Annotated in this window: 18 protein-coding genes; 12 read left to right on the top strand and 6 right to left on the bottom strand. The window is 67.6% G+C overall.

The window, feature by feature from the left end; all coding sequences use genetic code 11:
- The first annotated feature begins 12 nt into the window (after positions 1-12).
- The 11 genes from ABE472_RS13375 (at position 13) to ABE472_RS13325 (ending at position 17,826) form a co-directional block, all read left to right on the top strand.
- A complete protein-coding gene (locus ABE472_RS13375) occupies positions 13-1,665 on the top strand; it encodes an AMP-binding protein (RefSeq protein WP_313218492.1) in 1,653 nt (550 codons plus the stop codon).
- Positions 1,665-2,300: an isochorismatase family protein gene (locus ABE472_RS13370; protein ID WP_346466421.1), complete on the top strand. Its 636-nt coding sequence runs from the start codon at positions 1,665-1,667 to the stop codon at positions 2,298-2,300. The genes ABE472_RS13375 and ABE472_RS13370 overlap by 1 nt, the downstream gene beginning before the upstream one ends.
- Positions 2,297-2,548 (top strand): phosphopantetheine-binding protein, encoded by a 252-nt coding sequence (locus ABE472_RS13365; protein ID WP_313212178.1) that lies wholly within the window; start codon positions 2,297-2,299, stop codon positions 2,546-2,548. Before ABE472_RS13370 ends, ABE472_RS13365 begins: the two co-directional genes overlap by 4 nt.
- Positions 2,545-6,456 carry an amino acid adenylation domain-containing protein gene (locus ABE472_RS13360; RefSeq protein ID WP_346462461.1) on the top strand — a complete coding sequence of 1,304 codons (3,912 nt, stop codon included), beginning with the start codon at positions 2,545-2,547 and terminating at the stop codon, positions 6,454-6,456. Before ABE472_RS13365 ends, ABE472_RS13360 begins: the two co-directional genes overlap by 4 nt.
- Positions 6,453-7,223, top strand: coding sequence for a 2,3-dihydro-2,3-dihydroxybenzoate dehydrogenase (locus tag ABE472_RS13355; protein ID WP_313212176.1), 771 nt, complete (start codon positions 6,453-6,455; stop codon positions 7,221-7,223). The genes ABE472_RS13360 and ABE472_RS13355 overlap by 4 nt, the downstream gene beginning before the upstream one ends.
- Before the next feature lie 222 nt (positions 7,224-7,445).
- Positions 7,446-8,075 carry a response regulator transcription factor gene (locus tag ABE472_RS13350; protein WP_313212175.1) on the top strand — a complete coding sequence of 210 codons (630 nt, stop codon included), beginning with the start codon at positions 7,446-7,448 and terminating at the stop codon, positions 8,073-8,075.
- A gap of 264 nt (positions 8,076-8,339) precedes the next feature.
- On the top strand, positions 8,340-8,843 hold the full coding sequence (locus ABE472_RS13345; protein WP_070425221.1) for a CS1 type fimbrial major subunit: 504 nt from the start codon (positions 8,340-8,342) through the stop codon (positions 8,841-8,843).
- Between the two features lie 51 nt (positions 8,844-8,894).
- Positions 8,895-11,618, top strand: a complete 2,724-nt coding sequence (locus ABE472_RS13340; RefSeq protein WP_346466420.1) for a TcfC E-set like domain-containing protein — start codon at positions 8,895-8,897, stop codon at positions 11,616-11,618.
- Positions 11,615-12,745, top strand: coding sequence for a CfaE/CblD family pilus tip adhesin (locus ABE472_RS13335; RefSeq protein ID WP_346466419.1), 1,131 nt, complete (start codon positions 11,615-11,617; stop codon positions 12,743-12,745). Before ABE472_RS13340 ends, ABE472_RS13335 begins: the two co-directional genes overlap by 4 nt.
- A gap of 17 nt (positions 12,746-12,762) precedes the next feature.
- Positions 12,763-13,467, top strand: coding sequence for a pilus assembly protein (locus tag ABE472_RS13330; protein ID WP_346466418.1), 705 nt, complete (start codon positions 12,763-12,765; stop codon positions 13,465-13,467).
- A 54-nt stretch (positions 13,468-13,521) separates the two neighbouring features.
- Positions 13,522-17,826, top strand: a complete 4,305-nt coding sequence (locus tag ABE472_RS13325; RefSeq protein ID WP_346466417.1) for an ESPR-type extended signal peptide-containing protein — start codon at positions 13,522-13,524, stop codon at positions 17,824-17,826.
- A 121-nt stretch (positions 17,827-17,947) separates the two neighbouring features.
- Here the strand turns inward: ABE472_RS13325 and ABE472_RS13320 are convergent, their stop codons facing one another.
- Positions 17,948-20,287 carry an ATP-binding protein gene (locus tag ABE472_RS13320; RefSeq protein WP_346466416.1) on the bottom strand — a complete coding sequence of 780 codons (2,340 nt, stop codon included), beginning with the start codon at positions 20,285-20,287 and terminating at the stop codon, positions 17,948-17,950.
- Between the two features lie 389 nt (positions 20,288-20,676).
- On the opposite strand from ABE472_RS13320, the gene ABE472_RS13315 reads away from it, so the two are divergent.
- Positions 20,677-20,922, top strand: a complete 246-nt coding sequence (locus ABE472_RS13315) for a hypothetical protein (protein WP_019184591.1) — start codon at positions 20,677-20,679, stop codon at positions 20,920-20,922.
- Between the two features lie 4 nt (positions 20,923-20,926).
- Here ABE472_RS13315 and ABE472_RS13310 read toward each other — a convergent pair whose 3' ends face one another.
- From ABE472_RS13310 to mdcG, 5 genes are all read right to left on the bottom strand, one after another.
- Positions 20,927-21,646 carry a GntR family transcriptional regulator gene (locus ABE472_RS13310; RefSeq protein ID WP_019184590.1) on the bottom strand — a complete coding sequence of 240 codons (720 nt, stop codon included), beginning with the start codon at positions 21,644-21,646 and terminating at the stop codon, positions 20,927-20,929.
- Positions 21,647-21,721: 75 nt separating this feature from the next.
- A complete protein-coding gene (locus ABE472_RS13305) occupies positions 21,722-23,065 on the bottom strand; it encodes an SLC13 family permease (RefSeq protein ID WP_346466415.1) in 1,344 nt (447 codons plus the stop codon).
- A gap of 87 nt (positions 23,066-23,152) precedes the next feature.
- On the bottom strand, positions 23,153-24,070 hold the full coding sequence (gene mdcH / locus ABE472_RS13300) for a malonate decarboxylase subunit epsilon (protein WP_346466414.1): 918 nt from the start codon (positions 24,068-24,070) through the stop codon (positions 23,153-23,155).
- Positions 24,067-24,933 (bottom strand): triphosphoribosyl-dephospho-CoA synthase MdcB, encoded by an 867-nt coding sequence (mdcB, locus tag ABE472_RS13295; RefSeq protein ID WP_346466413.1) that lies wholly within the window; start codon positions 24,931-24,933, stop codon positions 24,067-24,069. The genes mdcH and mdcB overlap by 4 nt, the downstream gene beginning before the upstream one ends.
- A complete protein-coding gene (mdcG, locus tag ABE472_RS13290; RefSeq protein ID WP_346466412.1) occupies positions 24,930-25,568 on the bottom strand; it encodes a malonate decarboxylase holo-[acyl-carrier-protein] synthase in 639 nt (212 codons plus the stop codon). The genes mdcB and mdcG overlap by 4 nt, the downstream gene beginning before the upstream one ends.

The raw sequence follows: 25,568 nt of genomic DNA, 5'->3' as shown, positions 1-25,568 counted from the left end.
CGGGAGCTGTCCATGAACACATCCTTCTCTTCTTCCCGGGTGCCGCTGCGCCAGGTATGGCCGCCGGCCCTGGTCTCGCGCTATCGCGCGGCCGGCCATTGGCGCGGCGAGACCTTTCCGGGCTTCCTGCGCGAACGCGCCGAGCGCTTCGCCGGTGATATCGCGGTGGTCGGCGGCGATACGCGCCTCACCTATGCCCAGCTGTGGCAGGAGGCCGGTCGCATCGGCGCCGGCCTGCTCGCGCAGGGCTTGATCCCGGGTGACCGGGTGGTGGTGCAGCTCGGCAACGTGCCGGAATTCGTGACCGTGGTCTGCGGGTTGTTCCGCGCTGGTTTGATTCCCGTGTATGCATTGCCCGCGCATCGCCTCACCGAGGTTGCGCACTTCGCGCGCAAGGCCGAGGCCAATGCCTATATCGCTGCCTCCAGCTACGAGGGGTTCGATTACAGCACCCTTGCGCGCGAACTGCAGGCGCAGGTACCCGACGTGCAGCACGTCATCATCGCCGGTGACGCGGCCGGGTTCACCGCGCTGGCGGTGCTGGCGGGCGATCTCGAACAGCTGCCGCCGGATCCTGACCCGCAATCCGTTGCGTTCCTGCAGATCTCCGGGGGCAGCACCGGTCTGTCCAAGCTGATTCCGCGCACGCACGACGACTACCTGTATTCCTTCCGCGCCAGCAACGCGATCTGCGGCATCACCCAGGACAGCGTCTATCTGGTGGCGCTGCCTGCCGCGCACAACTTCCCGATGAGCTCGCCGGGGTTCTTCGGCACGCTGTACGCCGGTGGCCGCGTGGTGCTGAGCCCGGGCGCCGGCCCGGAGACCGCGTTCGGCCTGATCGCGCGCGAGCGGGTGACCTGTGTCGGCCTGGTACCGCCGCTGGCGCTGCTGTGGGCGCAGGCCGCCGCAACGACCACGCAGGACCTCTCCAGCCTGCAGGTGGTGCAGGTCGGCGGCGCCAAGCTGGTCCCGGAAGCCGCGCGCCGGGTGATCGCAGGGCTGGGCTGCACCCTGCAGCAGGTATTCGGCATGGCCGAGGGCCTGGTCAACTACACCCGCCTGCACGACAGCGAGGAGATCATCGTCTCCACCCAGGGCCGCCCGATCAGCGAAGACGACGAAGTGCTGGTGGTCGACGACCACGGCAACCCGGTTGCAGACGGTGAGACCGGCCATCTGCTTACCCGCGGCCCGTACACCATCCGCGGCTATCACAACGATCCCGCCGCGAACGCGCGCGCCTTCACCGAGGATGGCTTCTACCGCACCGGCGACAGGGTGCAGCGCCTCCCCGGTGGCTATCTGGTGGTGCAGGGCAGGGCCACCGACCACATCAACCGTGCGGGCGAGAAGATCTCGGCGGAGGAAATCGAAGACCATCTGCTGGCGCACCCGAGCGTGTTCGATGCGGCGGTGGTCTCCATTCCCGACGCCTACCTTGGCGAGCGCAGCTGCGCCTTCATCATTGCCCAGGGCGAGCCGACCAAGGCTGCCAGCCTCAAGGCCTGGGTGCGCAGCCGCGGCCTGGCCGCGTTCAAAGTGCCGGACCAGATCGTGTTCGTCGATGCCTTCGGCACCACGGCGGTCGGCAAGATCAGCCGCCGCGAGCTGCGTGCGCAGCTGCGCGAACGTTTCATGCAACAGACAGGAGAAACGCGCTGATGGCGCTGCCCAGGATCCAACCGTACCCGCTGCCGACCCACGCCGAACTGCCCACGCCGCGCGGCGCCTGGCAGCCCCGGACCGAGCGCCTGGCGCTGCTGGTGCATGACATGCAGCGCTACTTCCTGGCCGCCTTCGCGCCGGATGCCGCGCCGCTGGCACCGGCCGTGGCCAACATCGCCCGCCTGCTCGTGCATTGCCGCACCCGTGGCATTCCGGTGTTCTACACCGCCCAGCGGGGCAACCAGGATCGCCGCGACCGTGGCCTGCAGGCCGATCTGTGGGGCCCGGGCATGTCCGCCACCGAGGACCACGAAGCCATCGTCGAGGCCGTGGCCCCGGCGCCAGGCGACCATGTGCTGGTCAAGCACCGTTACAGCGCGTTCCAGCGCAGCAATCTGGAGACGATGATGCGCGCCCGTGGCCGCGACCAGCTGCTGGTCACTGGCGTGTACGCGCACATCGGCTGCACGGCCACCGTCGCCGAGGGCTTCCAGCGCGACATCGAGAGCTTCATCGCCGCCGATGCCGTCGCCGACTTCTCGCGTGCCGATCATGACCTGGCCCTGCACTGGATCGCCCGTACCTGCGGCGTTGCGATGACCACCGATCACCTGCTGGAGACACTGGCATGACCGTACTTACCCTGGAGCGCATGCGCGCCGATGTCGCCGAGATGATCGGCGAAGCGCCCGAGGACATCAGCACCGATGAGAATCTGATGGACCTCGGGCTGGATTCGATGCGGGTGCTGGGACTGGTATTGGCGTGGGGCAACACCGGCATCGCACTGGAGTTCAGCCACCTGGCCGAGCACGCCACGCTGGGCGGCTGGTGGATGGTGGTGCAACGCCTGCAGGCACAGGCTGCGGCCAGCGCATGAATGCCCGTGCGGTGCCGGGTGCGGCCGAGCCCATCGTGCGCGGGCTGAGCGAGGCGCAGGCGGGGCTGTGGTATGCGCAGCGCCTGGCGCCGGACAATCCGGCGTTCAACACCGCCCATGCGGTGTGGATCGAGGGTGCGCTTGAGGTCGCTGCGTTCGTCCGCGCGGTCGATCAGGCCGCGCGCGAAGCCGACGCGCTGGCGCTGCGCATCGTCGAGAGCGCACAAGGTCTGCCCGAGCAGTGGGTTGACCCGCAGCACGCGCCGACCGTGCAGGTGGTGGATCTGCGCGATCAGCCGGACCCGGCCGCCGCCGCGTGCGAGGCAATGCGGCGTGACCGGCTCACCCCCGTCGATCCCGCCCGCGACCGGCTCAGTCAGCAGCGCCTGTTCCTGCTCGGCCCGGCGCGCAGCGTCTGGTATCTGCGTGTGCATCACCTGGCCACCGATGGCTACGGCATGGGTCTGCTCACCGAGCGGGTCTGCGCGCTGTATGCAGGCACCCCGCAACATGCCGCACTGGCACCACTGGCCCCCGCGCTTGATGAAGACACCGCCTACCGTGGCGGCGAGCGCCGCACGCGCGACGCAGCGTACTGGCATGAGCACATGGCCGACGCGCCGGCCGCCACCGGTCTGCAGGCCGGTCTCGCTGCCGCCGCGCCGGATGCCCTGCGCCACGTACACCCCGTTGATCCGGGCCTGCGCGAGCGTCTGCACCGTGCCGCGGCCGCGATCGGCCAGCCGTGGCCGGACCTGCTGACGGCGCTCGGCGCCGAGTACTGCCGCCGGATCAGCGGCGAAGCCGAGGCCATCATCGGCGTGCCCTTCATGGGCCGCCTCGGCAGCGTCTCGGCCCGTGTGCCGGCGATGGTGATGAACGTGTTGCCGCTTCGGGTCACGGCCGGCGAGGGCAGCGTGGACACCTTCGTGCGCGACGTCGCCCTGCGGCTGATGCGCGGCCGTCGCCACGGACGTTACCGAGGTGAACAACTGCGTCGCGATCTCGGCTTGATCGGTGGCCAGCGTCGCCTGCATGGCCCGCTGGTCAATGTGCAGCCGTTCTATCGGCCGCTGCAGCTGGACGGCGTGCACGCGACACTGGAGATTCTGTCCACCGGCCCGGTTGACGACGTGACGCTGGGCTTTCGTGGCGATGGCGCCGCCGTGCTCGATCTGGAGATCGAGGCCAACCCGGCGCTGTATACCCGCGCGCAGGTGCGGGCCCATGCCGCACGCCTGCTGCATTTCGTGTCGGCCGCACTGGACGTGCAGGCTGCCGGTGGCCCCATCGCCTCGGTGCCGTTGTGTACGCCGCAGGAGGCCCAGCGCTATCTCTACGAGGTCAACGCCACCGCACATCCGGTGCCCGAGGTCAGCCTCGCCGCGCTGATCACCGCTTGCATGGCGCGCACGCCCGACGCCGTGGCCGTGGTCTACGGCGCGCAGCAGCTGACCTTCGCCGAGCTGGAGCAACGCAGCCGGGCGCTGGCGCTGCACCTGCAGGCGCAGGGCACCGGCCGCGAGGCGAGGGTGGTCGTGGCACTGCCGCGCTCGCTTGAACTGGTCATCGCCCTGGTCGCCGTGCTGCGCGCGGGCGGCGCGTATCTGCCGGTGGATCTGGCCCACCCGGATGAGCGCCTGGCGCGGATCCTGCGCTCGGCCGGGCCGGTCTGCGTACTGGCGCTGGAGCAGGACCGCCACCGGTTCCCCGGGATGACCGTGCTCCCGCCGACGCAGTGGCCGCACGCCAGTGACGGCGCCCTCGGCACCGTGCCGCAGCCGGACGATGCCGCCTACGTCATCTACACCTCCGGCTCCACGGGCGAGCCCAAGGGTGTGCTGATCGAGCACCGCGCCATCGTCAATCGCCTGGAATGGATGCGCACGCATTACGGTATCCAGCCGGACGATTGCATCCTGCAGAAAACCCCGTCCACCTTCGATGTCTCGGTCTGGGAGTTCTTCCTGCCCTTGATCAGCGGCGCCACTCTGGTGGTCGCACCGCCCGAGGCGCACCGCGATCCGCTCGCCCTGGCCGCGTTGATCCGCGAGCACTCGATCACCACGCTGCATTTCGTGCCGTCGATGCTGGCCGCGTTCCTGGCCGCGCCAGCGGCCCGTGGGCTGCAACTGCGCCGGGTCTTCACCAGTGGCGAAGCGCTGGATGCCGCCTTGCGCGACCGCTTCCATGCCACGATCCAGGCCGAGCTGCACAATCTGTATGGGCCGACCGAAGCTGCCGTGGATGTGAGCTGGTGGCCGGCCAACCGCGACGACGCCTCCCAGCCCGTGCCGATCGGTTTCCCGGTCTGGAATACGCAGCTGTACGTACTTGATGCGCGGATGCAGCCGCTGCCACCCGGTGTCGCAGGAGATCTGTACCTGGGCGGCGTGCAGCTGGCGCGCGGCTACCTCGGCCGCGACGACCTCACCGCCGAGCGCTTCCTGGCCGATCCCTTCGTGCCCGGCAACCGCCTGTATCGCACCGGCGATGTGGCGCGCTGGCGTGAGGATGGGGCGGTGGAATACCTCGGTCGCAACGATCATCAGATCAAGCTGCGCGGCCTGCGCATCGAACTTGGCGAGATCGACGCCGCCCTGCGCACGGCACCCGGCGTCAGCCGGGCCGACGTCCTGCTGCGCGAAGATCGCCCCGGCGAGCCGCGGCTGGTGGCCTACCTCAATGCGGGCAGCCCGCAGGCGGATGAGCTGCGCACCCACCTGGCCACCCGCCTGCCGGATTACATGGTGCCCAGCGCATTCGTTGTACTGGAGCACTGGCCGGTCACCGCCAACGGCAAGCTGGATCGTGCCGCGCTGCCCGCCCCGGCGCAGCGTGTATCCGAGGGTGTGGCGCCGCGCACCGGCACCGAACAGGCGCTGGCGCAGCTGTTCGCCGAGACCCTGGGGCTGGGCAGGGCGGTCGGTGCCGACGCCGACTTTTTCGCCCTGGGCGGTGACTCGCTCGGCGCCGTGCACCTGCTGCTGGCGATCCAGCAGCGCTGGCGCTGCGATCTAGGCCTCGGCGCGGTGTTCGCTGCCCCCACGGTTGCGGCGCTGGCCGCCCGTATCGACGCACCGCCAGCGGCTACCGATCACGGGCTGGCGCCGATGATCCAGCTGGCCGCGGGTGACCCGGCGCTGGCGCCGCTGTTCGTGATCCACCCGGCCGGTGGTATCGCCTGGAATTATCGTGACCTGGCCCGGGCGCTCGCCCCGGCCCGCGAGGTGCAGGGCCTGCAGTCGCCCGTGCTTGATCCTGCCCAGCCACTGCCGGCCAGCATCGAGGCACTGGCGGCCAGCTATGCCGAGCGCATCCTCGCGCTGGGCCGGCCCGGCCCGGTGCATCTGCTTGGCTGGTCGGTCGGCGGCATCCTTGCCCAGGCGATGGCGGTGCACCTGCGCGCGCTCGGCCACGAGGTCGGGGTACTGGCGCTGCTGGATGCCTATCCCAGCGAGTGCTGGCGTGCCGAACCCGAGCCGGACCCGATCGCCGCGCTGCGCGCCCTGCTGGCCATCGCCGGCCATGACCCGGAGGCGCATCCCGAGCTGGACAGCCGTGAGCGGATCCTGGCGTTCCTGCGCCGGGGCGACAGCGCGCTGGGCAACCTCCCCGATGTGGTCCTCGATGGCGTGGTGCGTGCGGTCACCGGCACCAACCGGCTGATCCGCGCCCATCACCACACACGTTACGACGGTCCGCTGCTGCACGTCCGTGCCGGCCGCGACCATCTCGACCGCCCGCAGCTGCAATCGGCCCTGTGGCAGGCGCATGCCGCCAGCGTCGAAGCGATTGAACTTCCTTTCCTGCACGCTGAACTCACCGGCCGCGATGCCGTGGCGCAGATCGCGCCATGGCTCGATGCGCAGCTTCAGCGCTCTGAAACGATCAGGACACCCGCATGAAACTCACCGGATTCGACGGCACCATCGCCTTGGTCACTGGCGCGGGCGGCGGCATTGGCGCGGCACTGGCCGAGCACCTTCACGACAGCGGCTGCACCGTGATCGCGACGGATCTTGAGGCCCCCGTGTTCGCCGCGCGGGCAGGGCAGCCGCGCATCCACGCCTGCGCGCTCGACGTGAGTGATCCAGTTGCGGTGGAGGCACTGGTTACCTGGATCGAAGCCAGGATCGGTGCGATCGGCTTTGCCATCAATGTGGCCGGTGTCCTGCAGACCGGTACGGTCGTGGAGACGGATGACGCGCAATGGCGCCGCGTCTTCGCGGTCAATACCGATGGCGTGTTCCACGTCTCGCGTGCCGTCGCACGGGTGATGTCGCCGCGGCGGAAAGGCGCCATCGTCACGGTCAGCTCCAATGCCGCGGGCGTACCCCGGCACGGCATGGCCGCCTATGCCGCATCCAAAGCGGCCGCGACCATGTTTACCCGTTGCCTCGGCCTGGAACTGGCACCGCTCGGCATCCGCTGCAACATCGTGGCGCCCGGCTCAACCCTGACCCCGATGCAGACCGGGATGTGGGCCGGACCCGAGGGCGAGCAGCGCGTGATTGAAGGGAGTTTGGAAACATACAAGGTAGGCATTCCCCTGCAGAAAATCGCTCGCCCGAATGACATCGTGTACGGGGTCATGTTTCTTCTCTCCGACCAGGCCGGTCATATCGCGATGAGCGATCTCTACGTCGACGGTGGCGCAACGCTGCGCGGTTGAACGGCGGCCAGAACGGAACTACGCCGCAGATTCACGTTTATGCAAGTTGATTCATAGTTTGGGGTGCAGCGCTTCGCCTAAGGTTCACCCGAAACAATCACAACGGCCTGCCGCGTTCCTGCCGGCAGGCCGTTGAGCGAGAGTTTCAGAACGTATTCGTCATCGCCCAGTGTGGCGAGGCCATGCGCCGTGCGCGTGTAACTTCAATTCACGGGCTCTTGCATGAAAAACATACTGATTGCGGACGATCATCCAGTGGTACGCGTGGGCCTCCAGTGCCTGCTCGCCCGGCACCCCGGGGTACGGGTCATCGGCGAAGCAGCGGATCCCGGGCAACTCGAAGCCCTGCTGGCGGAAAAGACGTGCGACCTGGTCATCACCGACCTGTCCATGCCGTGGGGTGGTCGCCCCGATGGCGTGCGCATGCTGGAGAGCATCCGCCGTGATCACGGCCATGTGCGCTTGATCGTCGTCACCTCCTTCGCCAACCTGCAGGTGCTTCGAGCGGTGGTGCGGCTGGGCGTGGAGGGCATCCTGGAGAAAACCGGCGGCCTGTCCGACCTGCTGGCCGCAGTGGACTGCGTCCTCGGCGGCCGTAGCTATTTCTCCGGCGATCTTGCCCAACGCTTGCGCTCCGGTCGCAACCGCACCGGGCCCAGCTCGCGCGAGAGCGAAGTCATCCGGCTGCTCGCGCACGGGCTGAGTGTCAAGGAAATCGCCGATGTGCACCGGCGAACGATCAGTACCATCAGCCGCCAGAAAGGCGCGGCGATGCGTCGGCTGGGCCTGCGCTCGGACTATGAGCTGCTCGACTACGCAAAGTCCATTGGATTGTCTCCCGGCGGGCAGTGAGCCGCTGTTGTGGCAGCAGGTGTGCATCCGGAATGCCGATGATGAGACCCGGCGACACTGTCGATCTGCGGGCGATCGGCGCACGCGGTTGCACCCATTTTTCCAGTCGATCGTCCAATGCTGCACGCATTCCATTTTTGTCAAGTTGTTGCATGGTGCAACGCAGCTTGCATCTTTACTGTTGCGTCCTGTCCGCAGGCGCCGACGTTCGGCCTCCCTTGCCTGCGGTCAGTCTCATTACTTATTACGCAAGGAAAGATCGCAATGACTCTGCTCAGGAAGCTGTCCCTGGCCGCCGCGCTGGCCACCGTCTCGCTGTCGGCCAACGCCGCCGAATCCCACATCAAGGTCTACACCAATGTGGACACCACGCTGGCGCTGATGAAGGCTGACGGCAGCGCCTTGCCGGACCTGATCACCCTTGCCCATATTCCGGGGCAGGGCTTGAACGCCCACACCGAACGTGTGCGTATTTACACCAACGATGAAGACAAGGACATCGCAGTCCGCCTGACCGCGGATCCGTCGCTGGTGCTGCGGAGCGGCGGCGGCACGCCCATCCCGCTGGCAGTCAGCCTCAACAAGAAGCGCCTGACGGTTGCCGCACAGGACTTCCTCGCCTCGGATATCTACGACGGCGCGCTGCCGGGGGCCTCGGTGGTGATGGATCTGCAGATCGGCCAGGCCACCCGTGCGCCGATCACCGTGGCAGGCGAGTACGAGGGCATTGTCAGCATCGCCATGGTGCAGAAGACCGGCACCCCGTAACACCCTGCGCCGGCCCGGCACCCGGGCCGGCCGCTTCAGGTAGTAACCCCCATGAAAGCTCACGCACCCGCCATCACCCGGCTGGCGATCGCGCTTGCCTTGTCATTGGCCACCCCGCTGGCCACGGCACGTGGCGTTCCAGTCGGTTTCGAGGAACTGGCCGAAGGCCAGATCGAACAACTCGACGTACGTCTGTTCGGCCTTTCAGCCGGACTGTCGCCCGTGCGCGTGACCCTGGAGCACGTGCAGCTGGAGGATCCGGCACAGGTGCTGCAGGCGCTGGAGCTTTCCCCCGAGGCGCAGGCGGCGTTGCTGCCCGCGCTGTCGCAGCCGTTGCCGCGCAACAGCCATCTCGCCTGCCGCTATGGCGGGGGCAGTGCGGGCTGTGGCTATCTCGATCCCCCCGAGGACTCCAACACCGTGCGTGCCCTGTATGACGAAGGCGAGGGCGCCGTGCGCCTGTTCGTCGCCCGCCAGTGGATCGCGGCCGAGCCGGCCGCCGAGCGCTTCCATCAGGTCAGCACCAACGCCGAGAACGCGTTCCTGCACCAGCAGACCCTCAATTTCAGTGGCGGCCGCGGCTACCAGGCACTGACCGCCCAAGGCGCGGGTGCGCTGGGCGTGCTGCAGCGTGGCCACATTGCCGTGGACTGGAACTTCAACAGCCAGCAGTACCGCGGTGGCCGCCGCCACGATGATTTCCAGTTCGACAGCGCCTATTACCGCCATGACCTGGGCCAGCAGCATTATCTGCAGGCCGGGCGCATGGACCGCCGGAACCTGTCCAGCCCGCAGGGCGGCACTTTCAGTTTCAGCATGCTGCCGATGGATCGCTTCGCCGGCCTGCGCGTGGGTACCACCCAGGCCTACGTGGATGCCGATGCCGCCGTGCAGGCGCTGCCACTGACCGTGCTGCTGGCGCGCGATGCACGGGTGGACGCCTTCGATGGCGAGCGCCTGCTGCAGACCTTTTACCTGCCGGCCGGCATCAACCAGCTCGACACCCGCCGGTTCCCGTTCGGCAACTACACCGTCACCCTGCGCGTCTACGAAGATGGCCAGCTGGTGCGCAGCGAGGACGCGCCGTTCGATAAGGGCGGCGACTGGACCGACAGCAGCGTGCAGTGGTTCCTGCAGGGCGGCCGCCGCAACGAGCGCCGCAGCGACCGCTTCGACGGCGAGATGGCCGCCATGGCCGGCCTGCGCGTGCCACTGGGCCGCGCCACGGCGGTCACCGCGGGCGTCGCCGACCTCGGCGGCTTCAGCTATGGCGAACTGCGTGTGGACCTGCGCCATGCCTTCGACACCCAGGATATCCGTGCCACCTTCAGCGGCCTGCTGGGCAGTGATGGCAGCAGCGGCCAGCAGCATCAGGTGTCCTATCGCCGCCACGCCTCGTGGAATCTCTATCAGCAGCGGGTACGCGGCAAGGCCTGTGTGTTCGAGGATGATGCGCGCGACCGCCTGGGCTGCGCCGATTCGCTGAGCGCATCGGTTGCGCTGCCGGTTGCCGGTGGCAGCGCCTACATGGCCTATACCCGCCGCCAGACCTGGAGCCGTGGCTCGCTGCTGCCGGGCGACATCGACGATCCGATGGCCGGGCTCGACCCGCTGCTGCCCCCGTGGCAGCAGCGCTACACGCGCGAGCCGCAGCTCAGCCGCACCTGGCAGGCCAGCTACAGCCGCGTGCAGCGCTGGCAGGAGTTCAGCGTGTCCACCCGGCTCGGCCTGTGGCAGCAGGATACGCGCAGCAGCCTGCGTGTCGGTCGCGACCGCGGCATCTACCTCAACGTCAGCCTGACCCGGCTGCAACGCGGCAACCGGGGTAGTTCGCAACGCCGCTATGGCATCGACTACCGGCAGCCGCAGCACCTGCGGCCGGACATCAACTACAGCGCCGGCCAGACCGTGCGCCAGGAAGTGGATACGCAATACCGTGAGGCCTCGCTGGATGTGCGCGGCAACAACAACGACCGCTACAGCGCCGCGCTCAGTGCCCAGCTGCAGAACAGCATCGGCCACACCGGCGCCACCTTGGCGCACTACCAGCAGCGCGGCGGCAACGAGATGGCCTACAGCGCCACGCACAGCTCCGGGCTGGCGCTGGGCCGCCGTGGCTTCTACTGGGGCGGCGGCCTGGGCGCCGAGGCCGGCCTGGCCGTACAGGTGGATGACACCGACGACCTGGAACTGACCGGCGTGGCCGCCGAGCTGCAGGTGGGCGGATTGCGCCGGCAGCGCCTGGCGCTGGGCGAGCGCCGCCTGCTGCCGCTGCCGGCCTACCAGACCCACCGTGCCGAAGTGCAGGATGCCAGCGCGCTGACCAGCGATGCCGCCATCCGCGTGACCGGGGTGGGCGGCGCACGGCCGTTGTTCCTCTCTCCCGGCCGGCTGGTGCAGGTGCCGGTACCGATCGAGGTGACCTACACCTTCATCGGCAGCGCCCGCGACATCGCCGGCGCGCCACTGCGCGGCGCCCGCATCCTCAACGCGCCGGTGCCCGGTACCGGCGCCAACGGCGGCTTCGTCGCCGATTTCCCGCGCCGCGAACGCACGCTGTACCTGCTGCAGGACGACAGCCTGCTGCAGTGCCCGCTGGAGGTTCGCGAGCGCCGCAATGTCGTGATGCTGGTGGGCCAGGTGGAGTGCGCGCCATTGAGCGTGGCCCAGCTGCCCGCCGATATCCGCCAGCAGGCACGGGTCACCCGCCTGCTGCAGGAACAGGCGCTGATCGCCGCCGTGCCGCAGACCGCCGCCGCTGGAGGTACGCCATGAACCGGCGTGGCGTATGGGCGGTGATGCTGGTGCTGGCGTTGCTGCTGGTGATGCCGAAGGCGTGGGGGCAGCGGCCGCCGGAAACCCATCCGGTGAGTGCCACGCAGAACATCGTGATGACGTGGGATCGCTCGGCGATGCCTGGGGACATGTCGATCTGGCTTCCGGAATTCGTTCTCGGTTACAGCGTGGATAGGTCACTGAAGTACGGACAACTTCATCTCACATGCGCGTCGTCCAGCGACTCCGCCACGGGTGCGTGCCCTACAAGCGGGATATCCGCCATTGGCGACGGCGCAGGGCTCATCTCCGTTCAAGCGCGGGAACGGCGCTCGGGCATGACCACGAACATAAGCGTGCGCGGGTGGATTAATCGCGCGATGGATACGCGTGTATGCGGAACGTACTGGCTTTCACCCATTCGTCCGCCTTGGATAGCAGTGGGAGATGCCTGCGGGGGCGACCCCACAGTTGGAACACGCGTTGGTTTGGTCTTGCCGGAGAACGAGCTTTCTCGGCTGGTGGCTGGTCACTGGGACGCCGTTTTAGTGATGACCTTGCATGACGAACCTGATGGGGGTTCAGTCGCGACCTATCGCTTTAACTTCGACTTCACTATCACTGATCGAAACGCCGTCTCGATCTACTTCCCCGCATTTCACAACGTTAGTCCGCTGGTACAGCTCAACGCTGCCTATGATCCCATCGGGCAGACCGTGGGTGGACGCACGGTGCTGGAGATGTGCCTGTACGACGGTCTCGGTTCACAGGCGCAGTATCTCGGCGTGACGGTTCGCGATCGTGGCGGGCATCCTCCGGGCCCTAGCGGCTACTCACTCTGGCACACCGACGGCGGTACCGAGGACACACGACGCCTGGACTACACCGTCAGCCTCGCCCATAGCGGCGCGACGGTCCGGATGCCCAACGGCGTGGAGCAGCAACTGCACGGCATCGACAGCGCCCAGCTGCGCCTGGTGTTGCTGCCGGGCATGAGCCAGCCGGTGTTCTGCGTGCCCACCCCGATCACCTTCGATATTCCCCGCGTTCCCATTTCCACCCAGCAGGCCGGCACTTACTTCGGCGAGCTGCAGGTGGAGCTGCGTGTGCCCACCACCACCCCCTGATCCCCCCAGGAAGCCGCATGAAACGACTCGCCGCCTGCCTCATTCCGTTGACGCTGCTGCTGGCGTTGCCAGCCCAGGCCAATCTCACCGTGCATCCGATGCGCGCCTCGGTGGATGGCAAGCGCAGCACACAGATGCGCATCTATTCACAATCCACCCAACCGCAGTACATCCAGGCCTCGCTGCGGCGCATCGTAGATCCGGCCAGCGACCAGGAGCACGAGGTGGAGGTCGAGCCGGGCGAGGCGGCCATCGCCATCACACCCGGGAAATTCGCCCTGGCGGGCGGCGGCAACCGCTTGATCCGGTTGATTCCGCTGCAGCCGGTGGAGGCCGAGACAGCCTACCGCGTCTACTTCGAAGGGGTGCGTGGGCCCGAGGAAACCAGCATCGAGGGCGGTGACGGTGCGCAGGCCAGTATCGGTGTGAATCTGGTCTGGGGTGCGCTGGTCAATGTGCTGCCGGCAGAGGGCACGGTGCGACCCCGGGTGCAGGGCGATGTGCTTTACAACGACGGCACGTTGCGCCTGGGCATCACCAGCATTGCCGATTGCGAGGGCAGCCGCTGCACCGCTCACGACCTGTCACGCAGCCTGTATCCGGGCAGCTCGCTCGCGTTGCCCTTCACCGTCACGCCGGGAAACACCGTGCAGCTGCGCTATCGCCTGACCCGGGATGGATACCGCGAACACATGCAGACCATTACCCCGTCCGAAATCTGATCCATTCCCCGGGTGGGAAAGCGCTGTGCCACTTCATCAACTAAAGGAATACACATGAACCGCATCTATAGACGTTTATGGAATCGAACTCGGCAGCGCTGGGTGGTTGTTAGCGAGCTGGCGCATGGTTGCGCTGGGAGCGCCGGCGCGCGCCGCCTGAATAGGCATTACGCCTTTGCCTTGCTCATGCCTCTGGTGGCTTCCGCGCAGGATCACACGGAACAAGACACTGCCTGGTGGCACGACCATTCACCTCATGCGCTTCACTCGATTTTTGCCGATGCTGCAAGCAATGCAATCGACACGAAGGCACTTCGCGTGCTCCGGCGCGATGTCGTGGCCTACACCACCGCGGCCGACTGGAACGTCACGTCGGGTGCCGAGAGCATGGCGGTCGGGCCTGAGGCCCGCGCAAGCGGCACTGAGTCCCTGGCGGTCGGCATCCGGACCCAGGCTCTTGGTCAGAACACCGTGGCTGTGGGCAACGCAGCTGAAGCTGCCGGGGCCAACAGCGTGGCGGTTGGCAAGAGCGCGGAAGCCCGAGGCACGCATAGCGTAGCGGTGGGCTACAGCGCGGCTGCCGATACTGGGGGCTATTCGGTGGCCCTTGGCACTTTCGCCAACGCACAAGGCATCGGTGCTGTCGCGCTCGGCCATGACGCCAAAGCTTCCTCGTTGAATTCCATTGCAATCGGCAGCGGCGCAGATACCGTGGCCTCCGCGGCCGGCAGCTCACGCATCGCCATCGGTGGCAACGCCTCTGCGGGGTCGGCTGGCTATACCGGTGCGGTCGCGCTGGGTGGCAACGCAAAAGCGGACTACAACGGTGTCGCGCTGGGGCACGCCGCAAAGGCGACGGCGGTGGGATCCGTGGCGATCGGAGTCAACTCCGAAGCGACCGAGTCCAACTCGGTTTCTGTCGGAAGCTCCGGTAACAGACGTCGCATCGTCAACGTCGCCGACGCTCGACTGACGAGCGCAAGCACCGATGCGGTCACGGGGAAACAGTTGTACGCGACCAACATGCGCATCGACGCGGTCGGCAACATGGTGACGCAGACTTCGGCGGCCAGCGAGTTGCGTGTTGGCAAGGAGAACACGGGCTCAGCGGTGAACTTCAAGAACCGCAACGGTGCGGTCCGTTACCTCAACGGCATCCGTAACGGTACCCTGAGTACATCCAGCACCGATGCGGTAACCGGTCAGCAGCTCTTTGCCACCAACCAACAGATCGAGGCCGCCACTGCGAGACTCAACGCTGCGGCCGTTGCCATTGGCCAATCAGCTGCCGCAGAGGGAAGTGGAACAACCGCCAGCATGGCAGTAGGATCCAGCGCGAAGGCATACAACGCCAACAGCGTCGCATTGGGCGCTGACGCACGCGCCGGCGTAGACGTCAATGGCGACAAGAGCACTGCCGGTGGTTCGATCGCCATCGGCGCGCGCAGCCGCAGTGGTAACGGCGCTCTGGCTGCTGGCTTGCGTGCCAGCGCCATTGGCGACCGTGCGGTGGCGTTGGGCAATGATGCCAGCGCAGCCTCCATTCACTCTACTGCGGTGGGCCACAACGCCAGCGCCACCGCAGGCCAGGCGACTGCGGTAGGCCGTGAAGCATCTGCTTCGGGCACTTACGCGGTAGCCTTGGGTAATCTGGCAAAGGCGAGTGCAGGAAGCGCCGTGGCGCTGGGGGACCGTGCGGTTGCTGCGCATACCGGCAGCGTGGCGCTGGGAAGTGGCTCCCAGAGCACGGCGGCGAACCAGGTCTCGGTGGGCAGCACTACGGTCAAGCGAAAGATCGTCAACGTGGCCGATGGTGCGCTTAACACCAGCAGCACGGAGGCGGTGACCGGCAAACAGCTCAACGCCACCAACGTGGAAGTGGCGTCGGTGCGCACCACCGCCACCAGCGCGCAGACGGCGGCTACGGCTGCCAGGACGGCCGCGGATAGCGCACTGACCAAGGCGAATGTGCTCGGCGGCCTGGTGAGCCAGGTGTCGGCCACGGGAAATGTACGCCTGGGCGGCGAAAATACGGGGGCGGTGCTGGACGTGCGTAACAAGTCCAACGCCAGTCGCAAGGTGACAGGCGTGGCTGACGCAGCGCTCAGCGCCAGCAGCACCGAAGCGGTGAGCGGCAAGCAGCTCAATGCGACGAACGTGGAAGTGGCTTCGGTTCGCACCACGGCCACCAGCGCGCAGACGACGGCCAACGCTGCCAAGACAACCGCCGATAGCGCGCTGAGCAAAGCGGACGTGCTCGGTGGATTGGTCAGCCAGGTGTCGGTCACGGGAAATGTACGCCTGGGCGGCGAAAATACGGGGGCGGTGCTGGACGTGCGTAACAAGTCCAACGCCAGTCGCAAGGTGACAGGCGTGGCTGACGCAACGCTCAGCGCCAGCAGCGCCGAGGCCGTGACCGGCAAGCAGCTCAATGCGACGAATGTGGAAGTGGCTTCGGTCCGGACCACGGCCACCAGCGCGCAGATTACGGCCAATGCTGCCAAGACGACCGCCGACAATGCGCTGGCCAAAGCGGATGTGCTCGGTGGATTGGTCAGCCAGGTATCGGCCACGGGCAACGTGCGCCTCGGTGGTGAAAACACCGGTACGGTGCTGGACGTGCGCAACAAATCAAACGCCAATCGCAAGCTGACGGGCGTGGCTGACGCAGCGCTCAACACCAGCAGCACCGAGGCGGTGACGGGCAGGCAGCTGTTTGGCGTCGACCAGAAGGTCACCGCCAATCAGTCTCTGCTGGCCAGCCATGCCACCGAGCTGGCTGGCCACGAGGCGCGTATCGCCGACAACCGGCGGGATCTGGATGACCTGCGTACCGAGTTTGACAACTTCGATCCCGACCTGGAAGGCGTGGTCCGCTACGCAGCCGACGGTTCGGTCGATATGGACGGCGGCAAGGTACGGGGCGTTGCGGCGGGCGATATCAGTTCGGCGGGGAGTACCGATGCTGTGAACGGTGGGCAGTTGTTCGCTACCAATCAGCGTCTGTCACAGGTTGAAGGAACAGCTAGGTACATAGCTATTGGGTACGATGACGAAAGTATTGACGCCAAGGCAGGAGAGTTCTCAGTAGCCATTGGGGATGGCGCTGAGGCTGGTGAAGGCACTGATGGAGCAACTGCCATAGGAGCTTTCTCCAGAGCTCGAGGAAAGGGATCGGTCGCCTTAGGGCGCGCGTCGTTCGTCGATAGCTCCGCGGAAAATGGGTTTGCTCTGGGTACCGGGTCATCGGTTCATAGCAATGAAGGCGTGGCGCTCGGCGGATTTGCAAGAATTGAGTCGGGTGCAGAGTATTCAGTTGCATTGGGGGCTTCATCGACGGCGACCGAAGAGAATGTGGTTTCTGTTGGAAACCTGACTAGGAAACGACGAATCGTCAATCTGGCTCGGGGGCGCGGGGCTGAAGACGCCGTCACTGTTGGGCAGCTCGGAGACTCATTGGCTGCACTGGGAGGGGGTGCGGGCATTGACCCGGGCGGAAACATTATCCTTCCTACGTACAAAATACAGGGCGGAAGCCAGAACAACGTTGAAGACGCCCTCAATGTTCTCGATGGTGCTGTCGTAGCTGGAAAGAATCGGGCCGATCTGATCGAAAACCAACTGCGCTCGGTGTTCCAGGACAGCCCCGCCACCCGCAGCGATGGTCTGGGCCAGCTCAACCTCGCCGGCGCCAACGGAATGGTCCTGGGCAATGTGGCCAACGGCCTGATTGCCCCGGGCAGCCGCGATGCGGTCAACGGCGGTCAACTGCATGCCATGGAGCAGCGCCTGGACGGTCGCATCGATGGGCTGGAACAGCGCGTTGATGCCACGCCGGAGGGCAGGGCGCTGGCGTCGGCCAGTGCACCCACCGCGCCGGTCGCGCCGGAGGCCGAGGGCCCTGCCGGCGCATCGGGTGAACCGGCGGCGGCTTCCGCAGGCCGTGCCGGTGGCGGCATCGCCAGTGCTGATGGCGGTGGCTCGCCTGCGCCGGCCGACGCGCCGGCGCCGACTCCGCAGGTGAACACCGCCGATCTGGAGAAGATGCTGGCCCGCGCCAACGAGTACACCGATGGGGCGATCAGCAATTTCGAACGCCGCCTGGACAAGATGGACAAGCGCTTCAACCGCATGGCGGCGATGAGCAGTGCGCAGAGCGCGATGGCGATGAACACGGCGGGCCTGGCGACGTACAACCGCCTGGGCGCTGGCGTGGGCTACAGCGAGGGCGAGTCGGCACTGGCCGTCGGCTATCAGCGGGTGCTCAACGAGCGTGGCTCGGCCACCTTCAGCCTCAACGGGGCGTTCACCAACAGCGGTGAGCAGAGCGTGGGCCTGGGTGTAGGCATCGGCTGGTAATCCTCCCGGCCCTTTGCAGCGAAACACCGGCACTCCCCGGTCCGTCATTGCGGACCGGGGAGTTTCTTTTTGTGTCGTGTCGTGCGGCCCCGGGGCCGGCAGGTGCCACGCCGCCGTGGGCTCAGGCGCCTGGGTCCATCTGCGCCAGCAGGCGGTCCATCTCGTCCAGGTCCGCTGCGCCCGGGTCGCCGTTGATGGCATGGTGCTTCAGGCAGCCGTCGATCTGGTCCAGCGTGACCAGCGTGGCCGCATCCCCGACCATCGAGGCCGCCCCGCGGATGCGGTGGCTCATCGCCAGCGCCCGCCGCCATTCGTGGGCCACGATGGCCTCGCGCAGTGCGGCAATATCCCGGGGGATCTGCGTGCGATACACCGCCAGCACATCCAACGGCGTCGCCGCCGCCGGCCGCAGGGCCCTGGCCGGATTCATGGCCGTGCAGTGCGTGGCCACATCGAACGCAGGCCAGTCGATGGGCTTGCACAACGTCGCTGCGATGCCCGCGGCCCGGTAGCGGGGTGGACGGGTGACGTCGGGTGATGCCGAGATCGAGACCACTCGGGCGCCCAGCCACGCGCGCGTCCGCTCCAGGGCGCGGATCGCCTCGATTGTTTCCAGGCCGCTGGCATCCGGCAGTGCATCGTCCAGGGTGATCAGGTCGAAGGGGCCGGCCTGCGCCAGTTGCTGCAGTGCCTCATGGCGACTGGTGGCGCAGCGCACCTCGAACCCGCGCTCGCGCAGCCGGTGGCTGATGACGTCGGCGATCAGTGGCTGGTCTTCGATGACCAGGGCGCGCGCGGGCCGGTCGTTGTGGGCGGACAGGTGGCCGGGCAGGGCCGGCGCCTGCTCCGTGCGCCGCTGCGCGGGCAGGGTGGCGGTGAAGGTGGACCCCACGCCCGGTTGGCTGCGCACGGTGATCTGCCCGCCCTGCGCCGTGGCGATGCGGCGGCACAGGGACAGCCCCAGCCCGGTCCCGCCGCGCTGCCGGCCGTCACGGGTGGTGCTGAAGGCGCCGAAGATGTCGTTCAGATCTTCGGCGCTGATGCCTTCGCCGGTATCGCTCACACGCAGCACCATCCGGCCGCGCTCGCCTACGCCTGCCTCGAATCTCAGGCGCACCGACACGGTTCCGGCATCGCAGAACTTCACGGCGTTGGAAATCAGATTGCTGGCGATGTGGCGCAGGGCGCGGGTGTCGCAGCTCGCGTGCTCCAGCACCGGCTGGTCGAGATCGAACAGCAGGGCGGTGCCCTTGGCCGCGGCCACCGGCCGGGATGCGCTCAGGCAGCCGGCCAGTACGGTGGCCGCGCCGGGCTGCCACTCCACGGGTGCATGGCTGTGGCGATCCAGGAACATGAATTCCAGCGCATTGGCCAGGGTGTGGTGCAGGGAAGAGGTGGCCGCGCGGGCGGACGCGATCACGGGCGCGGCGGCCGGGGTGGGGACGGTGGATTCAATCAGGTCGATGGCGGAAATGACCGAGGCCACGCCATTGCGCACTTCGTGATTGACCAGGGTCAACATGCGCGCCGTGCTGGCCTGCAGCGCCGCGGTCGCCCGCGCATTGCGGTAGGCCTGGATGATCACGAAGGCCGCACCAAGGATGGACAGCACCAGCACGATGATCGGCGTGCGATAGAAAGAGAGGACGGCATGGAGAGTGGGAGGCGAGCGATACAGGGCATCCATCCACCGGCCGACCAGATCCTGCTGGGTGTCCAGTGGCAACGAGCGGAACGCCTGATGGGCCCGGTCCATCTCGGCGGCACGCGCAGGATGGGAGGCGACCCGGATTCGCACGGAGGGGCCATCGCTGGCCGGATGCACCGCCAGCGTGGTGCTGTTGCCCCGGCGTGCGAGCGGAATCAGGATGGCGTCCATGCCCAGCGCCGCGTCCACGGTGCCGCTGTCCACCGCGGCCACCATGTCTGCCGCGGCAGGCAGTGGAAACACCTCGATCGCGGGGTGGTGAGCGGCAAGATAGCCGTGGTACTCCCCGTTGCCGATCACCGTGACACGCTTGCCCTCCAGGGCGGACAGGGCCCGCACGGGGGAGCTGCTGCGGGTGAGCAGAACCGAATCGCCGGCATAGAAGACCGGTGAAATCACCGTGGCCGTGGGCAACAGTGCCGTGGTGCCCGGCAGCGCGAACGCCAGCCCGTCCACCTCCTGCTGCGCAAGCAGGCCGAGTGCGTCGCTGAAGGTGGTGGCCCCGGCCACCTGGATCTTGATGCCCGAGAGCGCCTCCACCGCCTCCACGTAGGCGCGTGCCCCGCCCAGCGAGGAAGGCCCGCCCAGCCCGTACGGGCCGCCCAACTGCGGGCCGGCGGCCAGCACGAAGGGCGGCTGCCGATCCGAGTGGGCGGGGAACAGCGTGAGCAGCAGCGCCCCGGCAGCGAGGAGGATGGTCGCCAGCAGGCTGGCCTGCAACGCGACCCGACGTTTACCCGCGATGTTTTTCATGTAAGTACGCTCGCACCCGATCCACGCACAAGAACGGCACCGGCAAGGCGCCGACGGTGCTGTGGAAGCTGGTGCGCGCAGCCACGAATCCAGCCTTGCACGACACCAGGAGGCGTTCAATGTGCGTTTCCGACGATGGGGTGTCGTATCCGGCACGAGGCGCTGGGTCTGCGCAGTGCGTCTCGCAGGCCTCCACGCGCCCTTCACGGCCATTGGCCCGATCGGCATGGCAGTCGAAGGTCATCAACGTGCATCGCGCGGTTGGCGACGATGCGTTCGGTGAGCTGCCTGCAACACCGGGCACACTCGCACCGTCCTCACGATCGTTCCACGCGTTGCTGCGTGCGCGCCACCTAAGCTGGCACTCCCGTCGCGAAGTTTCTTTTCCCATGACCACAGCACTACATGATCTGGACGCCCTTGAACCCATCGATATCGATGCGCTCAAGGCACAGGGTGTGCCGCCGGTCGCCCAGTACCTGGTGGACCAGGAAAAATTCGTTCTGTTGGGCGGCAAGCGCGGCATCTACCGCTTGGCCGGCGCCGATACGGCGTGCTACTTCACCAGCCTGGACCAGATCCGGCTTCACCTGCTGGGGCAATCATTGACGCGGCTGACGGTGGAGCTGGCCTGAGCGCTCAGATCCCGCCCTGGCGAGGCAGCGGCGCAGGCACGTTCAGCTGGCCACCGGCGGCCACATAGGCCGCGAGTGCTTCGCCTTGACTGAGCAGATGGCGGTTCATCATCTGCTCGGCGGCTTCGGCATCGCGGTTGCGGATGCAGGCCATCAGGGCGCGATGCTCGGCCAGTGACTGGGCCATGCGGCCCGGCGTGAGCAACTGCCGGCCGCGATGCATCTTCAGGATGCGGTGCAGGTCGTGGGTGACGCGGATCAGCCACGGGTTGCCGGCATGGGTCTGCAGGCTTTCGTGGATCAGATAGTTGTTGCGGTAGTACTCGGCCAGGTCGCCCGCGGCCGCGGCGACTTCCATGGCATCGTGCAGCGCCTGCAGCTGGACCACGCCCGCTTCATCGATGCGCTTGACCGCCTCATGCACGCAGCGGCCTTCCAGCATCGCCATCACCGGAAAAAGCTGGTTGAGGTCTTCCAGGGTCAGCCGGGTGACCCGGCTGCCGCGGCCCGCATCGAGCTGCACCAGGCCTTCAGCAGCCAGTAGCTTCAGGCTCTCGCGCAGCGGGGTGCGGCTGATGCCCAGTTCTTCGGCGAGCAGCGGCTCGTCGATCCATTCACCCGGTGGCAGCTCGTAGTCGTAGATCTTCTGGCGCAGCCGCTCGGCCACTTCTTCATAAAGCGGCACGCGTTTCTTGGACAGGCGGGGACCAGGGGCCAGGGGCATGGCAGGGCTTCATGGGAAGGTGTGCAGCATTCTACCGGGTCATGGCGGGCCTGCCGGTGCAGACCCGCCGTGCGCTTACATCCAGCCCGGCACGACGAACAGCAGCCATGCCAGCAGCGGACCGAAGGCCACCACCAGGCCGCTGTAGACCAGGAAGCGACGGAACAGGGCTTCGCGCTCTTCCTTCGCCGCCGAGGCAACCACCAGTGCGCCGTTGGTCGAGAACGGGCTGACATCCACCACGGTGGAGGAGATCGCCAGTGCGCAGATCACACCGGCAGCGCTGAGATGCCCCTGCATCAGGAACGGCACCGCCAGTGGAATCGTGGCGCCCAGCACCGCCGCCGAGGAGGCGAACGCCGAGACGATGCCACCGACGTAGCAGACCAGCAGCGCGCCCAGCAGCGGGATGCCGATCGCACCCACGCCATGGCCGATGTAGTCCACCGCGCCGGCCTGCTGCAGTACGGCCACGTAGGTAACCACGCCGCTGATCAGCAGCACGGTCGACCAGCTGATGCCATCCACCGCGCCCTTCTGCGAGTTCGGCGAGAGCAGGGCCAGCACCACCGCGACGGTGATCGAGACCAGGCCGACGTTGAGGTTGTAGACCAGGGCCGCGATGCCCAGCCCGAGCAGGCCGATCAGGGTGAACACGCGCTCGCGGTTGATGCGCACGTCATCCAGCGCATCCGGATCATTGGAGAGCGTGCCACCGCCCGCCGAGACCAGGGCGCCGTGGCCTTCGATCGCAAACTGGCGCGAGGACGCCTGGCTGCCGGCGATCAACGGCTCGGTCGCGGTTGGTGCGCGACGCATCAGGGCCAGCCCGCCAAAGGCGAAGAAGCAGATGATCCCCATCAGCAGGTTGAAGCCCAGGCTGGTCAGGAACACGGCCATTTCCGTGACTTCCAGGCCAGCTTTCTGCACCACCTGGTTGGTGATGCCGCCATACACGCTGATCGGCGAGAAGCCACCTGCCTGCGCGCCGTGGATCACCAGCAGGCCCATCATCAGCGGGTTGATCTTGTACTGCTTGGCAAAGCGCAGCGCGACCGGGCCGATAATGGCCACTGCGGCCGGGCCGAGCGCACCGAAGGCGGTCAGCACCGCGGTGACGACGAACATCACCCACGGAATGGCGACGATATGCCCGCGCACCGCCTTGACCGCCCAGTGCACGAGCAGATCGATGGTGCCGTTCTTCTGCGCGATGGCGAACAGGTAGGTGATGCCGACCAGGGTCAGGAACAGGTCGCCCGGGAAGCCGGCCAACACCTCCTTGCCCTCTATCCCGACGAACAGGCCGCCGATGATGAAGGCCAGCGCGAATGCCACGGCACCCATGTTGATGGGCAGGGCCGTGGCCACGATGAACATGATCACCAAGCCGATGATCGTTGCGATTTGCGGACTCATGCGCCCTCCCGAGACACTTGATACGCGTGCAGCATGATGGCGACCCGCCATCGAGGGTTACGGGGTGCAACGGTTACCGGCGGACCCTCATGCACGTGCGCATGCGCGGTCCACCCACTCCAGGACGCCCTCCAGCGTCTGGAAATCCTCGACGGAACGCGCCTCCTGCTGCGGGTGCAGGTCGCGAACCCGGCGGCTGAGCGCCGCGCCCGGGCCCAGCTCCAGGAAGACGCGCCCACCGCGCTCGACCGCCTGCTGCAGCACGTCCTGCCATTGCACCGGCTGGGCGATCTGCGCCGACAACGTCGCCACGACACGGCTGACGTCACTGACCAGGCGGCCATCGATGCCGGCCAGCAGGCGCAACCGGGGTGCGTGCAGTGGGAGTGCGCGCAACGGCTTCTCAAAGCCCTGCGCCGCTGCGGCCAGCAACGGGGTATGCGCGGGCACGTCCACCGGCAGCGGGACGGTCCGGGCACCGTGGGCAGCCACGTCAGCGGCGACGGCCTCCAGCGCAGGCCGCAGGCCGCCGAGGACCACGTGGTCGGGCCCATTGACGATGGCCAGGAACACCCCGTGCGTCACGCACAGACGTGCGATGCGACGTTCGTCCAGCCCGATCACCGCCAGCAGGCCGGCGTCGGCCGGCGCTGCAGCGTCCATCAACCGGGCACGCTCGCGCGACAGGGCCAGACAGGTGGCCGTGTCGACGCTGCCCGCCACCGCGTGCGCGGCCAGCTCGCCGGCGCTGTAGCCGGCGACGGCGGTGATGGGCGGCAGCTGCGTCTGCAGCGCCGCCCAATGTGCCAGCGCCGCGGCGCAGACCAGCGGCTGGGCCACTGCGTTGTGGAAGCGCGATGGGTCGGCCGCCAATGGTTCGACCGGTGCGCCGAGGAGCGCGCTGGCCAGATCGAGCACCGGCTGCGCCTGCGGATTCCCGCGCACCCGCTTGAACATATCCGGATGCTGGCCGCCTTGACCGGGACAGAGCAGGACCAGGCTCATGCGCGCTCCTGCAGGTGCAGGAACCACGCGCAGGCCAGGAGATCGGCACTGCCGCCCGGGCTGAGCCGACGTGCTTGGAATGCGTCGCACACCGGCCCCAGCCGTGCCCGCCAGCCGGATTCCAGCGCGCCGCCCTCGGCGAGGAAGCGACGTGCCTGCTGCTGTGCAAAAGCCAGCCCGCGTTCACCGCCGCGATGCAGGAGGTTGAGATCGGTAGTGACCGCGACGAGCGACATCAGTGTCTGCACCATCGCGGCCTGTCGGTCAGCGGTGGCGCGCAGGGTGGCCTGCAGGGTGGGCAGGGCGACCTCGCGCAGCAGCGGGAATCCCTGCGCCGCCTGTTCGCGCACACCGGGCACGCCATGCCGCTGGCGGGCGCGCTGGCCAGGGCTGGCGCTGTTCAACGGTGCGGCGAGCAGCGCGGGCGCCCAGTACCCGCGTACCGCATGACAGACCGCAGTGCCTTGAGGCGCAGCATGCACGACATGACGCAGACGCGCGGACGCGGCGACCAGCAGGCCGAGACTGAAAATCGCGCCGCGATGGGTGTTGATGCCACCCGTCGCCCGCAGCATTGCCGTTTCCGCCTCGATGCCGAGCATGCGCAGATCATCGAACGCCGCGCTGTGCGCACCGGCGGCGGCGACCGCCACGAAGTAGCCACGCAGCGCGAACAGGCTGCGCAGGAAGGTGGCCGCGTCCATGTCATCGTGGCTGCCGCGGCTCCATGGCGTGACCAGCCCGGGTTTGGGGGCGCAGGCCAGTTCGGCATGCAGGCTGGTGATCGCCATCCGGGCCAGCCGATGCGCAGCCGCCGTGGGGGAGGGAGGTGGCAACGGGGCGGGGCGGGGCACGGCGTTCATGCGGCCACCGGCTGCGTGAGCAGGGCATCGCGTGTGGACAACCAGCAGGCGTCATCCGATTTGACGAGGAGGCGGGCGGCATCGCCGGTGTACTCGCGCCAGCTCACGGAACGCCCGGCGGGCAAGCGCAGCTCGCCATCGATGCGCAGGCCGTGCTCGCGTTCCCAGCGCCGCATGCGTTCGGTGGACGCCGCGGCATGCGCGTGATCGGTGATCTCCCAGAGCAGGTCCAGATCGGAGCCGGCGTGCAGATACGGCAGGCCGGTCAGGCTCTGCCAGGCGAAGCTGCCGAACACGCGGGGCGGTCGGGTGGGTTCGAGCAGGTCGGCCAGCAAAGGGCGCAGTGCATCGCGCCAGGGGGCGGACAGTGCTTCGGCGACCTCGGCCAGCAACGGCGGCGGTGCGGTGCGCTGCACGTGGATGCGTTCGACCCGCAGAGACAGCCGCTGGCGCCGCTCGGCCAAGGGCAACGGCACGCCCAGCCGCAGCTGATCGCCATCAGTGACCGGATCGCGTCGCGCCACGACAAAGGGCAGGCGCGCTTGGGCCCACGCCCGCAGGCGCGCATCCGCGCCCGGGGTCAGCACCTGCCACGGTGCCTGCGGAGCGAGCCAGACCAGGTCGTGACGGCGCAT

The sequence above is a fragment of the Stenotrophomonas sp. TWI809 genome, assembly GCF_039673205.1.
Taxonomy (GTDB): domain Bacteria; phylum Pseudomonadota; class Gammaproteobacteria; order Xanthomonadales; family Xanthomonadaceae; genus Stenotrophomonas.
This window is presented reverse-complemented; position numbering and strand designations above follow the sequence as displayed.